General features: G+C 59.3%; 2 protein-coding genes. One reads left to right on the top strand and one right to left on the bottom strand.

Going from position 1 to position 3,059, the window contains the following annotated elements; genetic code table 11:
- The coding region (locus VTU_RS0103815; protein ID WP_010100947.1) for a penicillin-binding protein 1A at nt 1–2,064 on the bottom strand (2,064 nt) is incomplete at its 3' end.
- Between the two features lie 293 nt (nt 2,065–2,357).
- On the opposite strand from VTU_RS0103815, the gene pilM reads away from it, so the two are divergent.
- The coding region (gene pilM / locus VTU_RS0103810) for a type IV pilus assembly protein PilM (protein WP_010100945.1) at nt 2,358–3,059 on the top strand (702 nt) is incomplete at its 3' end.

The following is a 3,059-nucleotide window of genomic DNA, read 5'->3' as shown; positions in this document are numbered from 1 at the left end:
CGCAAACCAGGCGTCCATCGAGTCATTGGTGGTGCCGGTTTTTCCGTACAGGTCTGGGCGCTTGAGGGTGGCCTGGGCTCTGGCAGCCGTTCCGGAGCGCGTCACCTCCTGCAGGAGGCTGCGCATGATGAAGGCGTTGCGGGCATCGATCGCCCGAGGCTGCTCCCCTGAGGGCGTGACTTCAGAAATCACCCGGCCTTTGTGGTCTGTGACCTTGGCGATCAACCACGGATTCACGCGATAGCCTCCGTTGGCAAATACCGAGTAGGCAGACGCCATCTGCAGCGGGGTCACCAAACCCGCGCCCAGTGCCATCGTGAGGTAAGCCGGATGTTTTTCCGGATCGAAGCCAAAGCGCGCCGCCCAGTCCTGTCCGGTCTTGGGGCCTATGGCCTGCAGGATACGGATCGAGACCATGTTCCTGGACCTTGCCAGTCCGGTGCGCATGCTCATCGGCCCGTCGTACTTGCCATCGAAGTTTTTGGGAGCCCAGGGCTGGCCGCCGGTGACGCCTGCGTCGAAGAACAGCGGCTCGTCGCTGATGACGGTGGCGGGCGTGAAGCCTTTCTCCAGCGCTGCCGAGTAGATGAACGGCTTGAAGCTCGATCCTGGTTGGCGCCATGCCTGTGCGGCGTGGTTGAACTTGTTTTTTTCAAAATCAAACCCCCCGACCAGGGCACGAATCGACCCATTGCGCGGATCGAGCGCCACAAAGGCGCCTTCAACCTCGGGCAGCTGCGTGATTTCCCACACGTTCTTGGGCGTCTTCAGCACACGAATCACTGCACCGCGGCGGATCCTGATGTTGGGCGGTGCTTTCTCGCTCAGACCCGATTGCGCCGGCTTCAGGCCGTCGCCCGTGATTTCAAGCGTATCGCCATTCGCCCGCGTGGCAACGATCTTGCGTGCGGATGCCTCCAGCACCACGGCGGAGAGCAGGTCACCATTGTCCGGGTGGTTCGCCAAGGCGTCGTCGATGGCATCCTCCACACCCTGCGGCGCCGCAGGCAGGGGCACAAACATCTCGGGTCCGCGGTAAGTCTGGCGCCGTTCGTAATCCATGATTCCCTGGCGCAAGGCACCATAAGCCGCATCCTGCTCGGCCGCATTCAGGGTGGTGTAGACATTGAGCCCGCGCGTGTAGGCGTCGTTGCCGTACTGCGTGAAGATCAGCTGGCGCACCATCTCTGCCACGTACTCTGCGTGCACTCGGGTGTTGTCCGGTCTGGTTCGGATATTGAGATCTTCTGCCTTCGCTTCTGCGGCCTGCTGCGCAGTGATGAAGCCGTTTTCTTGCATGCGCTCGATGATGTACTGCTGGCGCATGTGGGCGCGCTTGGGGTTGCTGATGGGGTTGTAGGCCGACGGAGCCTTGGGCAAACCCGCAAGCATGGCTGCTTGCGCAATTGAAACGGACTTCAGCGGCTTGCCGAAATAGGTTTCGGAAGCAGCGGAAAACCCATATGCACGGTTTCCCAGGTAAATTTGATTCATATATATCTCAAGAATCTGATCTTTTGTGAGCAGGTGTTCCAGTTTGAATGCCAGCAAGATTTCGTAAATCTTCCGCGTAAAAGTTTTCTCTGAAGAGAGGTAGACATTGCGTGCAACCTGCATCGTGATGGTCGATGCCCCCTGGCTCCTCACGCGCCCCAAATTGGCAAGACCCGCGCGCAGCATGCCCTTGTAGTCAACCCCGCTGTGCTGGAAGAAGCGCGCATCCTCAATGGCGAGGACCGCGTCTTTCATGACCTTCGGGATCTCATCGATGGGCGTCAGGTTGCGGCGCTCTTCGCCGAACTCGCCGAGCAACGCGCCTTCAGAGGAGTACACCCGCAGGGGCAACTTGGGTCGGTAGTCCGTCAGGTCCACAATGTCCGGCAGGTTGGGGTACGCTACGGACAACGCGACGGCGATCGTCAGTGCGAGTCCCAGGGTCGCTGCGGCGAGCAGTCCGGTGAGCCACAGGGTGAGGCGAAGAAACCAGCGAAGCCAGATGGGCTGAGCACGAGCGGGGGAGGTGTTCGACTTGTCGGATGACTCCGAGGGGGAGGGCGGCGGCATAACGCTCCGGGTGGATGAGGCCGCCCATTATAAAAAAATGTCTGCATAAAGGGGCGCGGGAGGCCTTGACCCTGCGCATCGCGGCTTCCAAGAAGGCTTCCAGGAGGCTTCCCAAGAGGTTCCCGACCTGGTCGAAGGGCCGTTGCAAAGTGCCGGGATTTCGTCTGCTTTTGGCAACGCCCAGCGGACGTTGTTGCGGGAAAAGTCTTTGCCGGAGAGCAGGCTTACTGATAGTATTCAAGTGAATTGTTAAGTTTTGTTGCCTCATCTTGGCACACCACAGGGGAGCAATCTTGAACGCATTGGGGTCTTTCAGCCGCCAGTCTGCGCCGTTGCTGGGAATCGACATCAGCACCTCCAGTGTCAAACTGGTGGAACTGGGGCGCGACAAGGCCGGCAGCCTGATTTTGGAGCGTTGCGCAATCGAGCCGCTGGAGCGTGGCTGGATCACCGATGGTAACGTCGAAAAATTTGACGAGGTCGCGGACGCCGTGCGCCGGCTGGTCAAGAAAAGCGGGACGAGGACGAAAAACGCTGCGCTGGCATTGCCGTCATCAGCCGTCATCACCAAAAAAATCACCCTGCCCGGGGGAATGAGCGAGCAAGAGCTTGAAGTCCAAGTCGAATCAGAAGCCAATCAGTACATCCCGTTTTCTCTCGATGAAGTAAGTCTGGATTTTTGCGTCATCGGACCGAGCAAAAGTGTCCCGAATGATGTTGACGTACTCATTGCAGCCTCGAGGCGTGAAAAAGTGCAGGACAGGCAGGGTTTGGCTGAGGCCGCGGGCCTCAAGCCCGTCGTGATGGATATCGAGTCCCATGCTTCGCGCCTGGCTGTCGGAAGGTTGATCGAGGCGCTGCCCAATGGGGGTGTCGATGCTCTGGTGGCTCTCTACGAGGTGGGGGCCATGACTACCAGCATGCAAGTCATCCGGAACGAAGAAGTTCTTTACGGTCGGGATCAAGCGTTCGGTGGCGCTCAATTGACGCAGTTG

Origin of the sequence: Verminephrobacter aporrectodeae subsp. tuberculatae At4, assembly GCF_000193225.1 — a bacterium.
Lineage (GTDB): Bacteria > Pseudomonadota > Gammaproteobacteria > Burkholderiales > Burkholderiaceae_C > Acidovorax > Acidovorax aporrectodeae.
The sequence above is the reverse complement of the archived record's forward strand: the minus strand, read 5'-3'. Positions and strand labels throughout refer to the sequence as shown.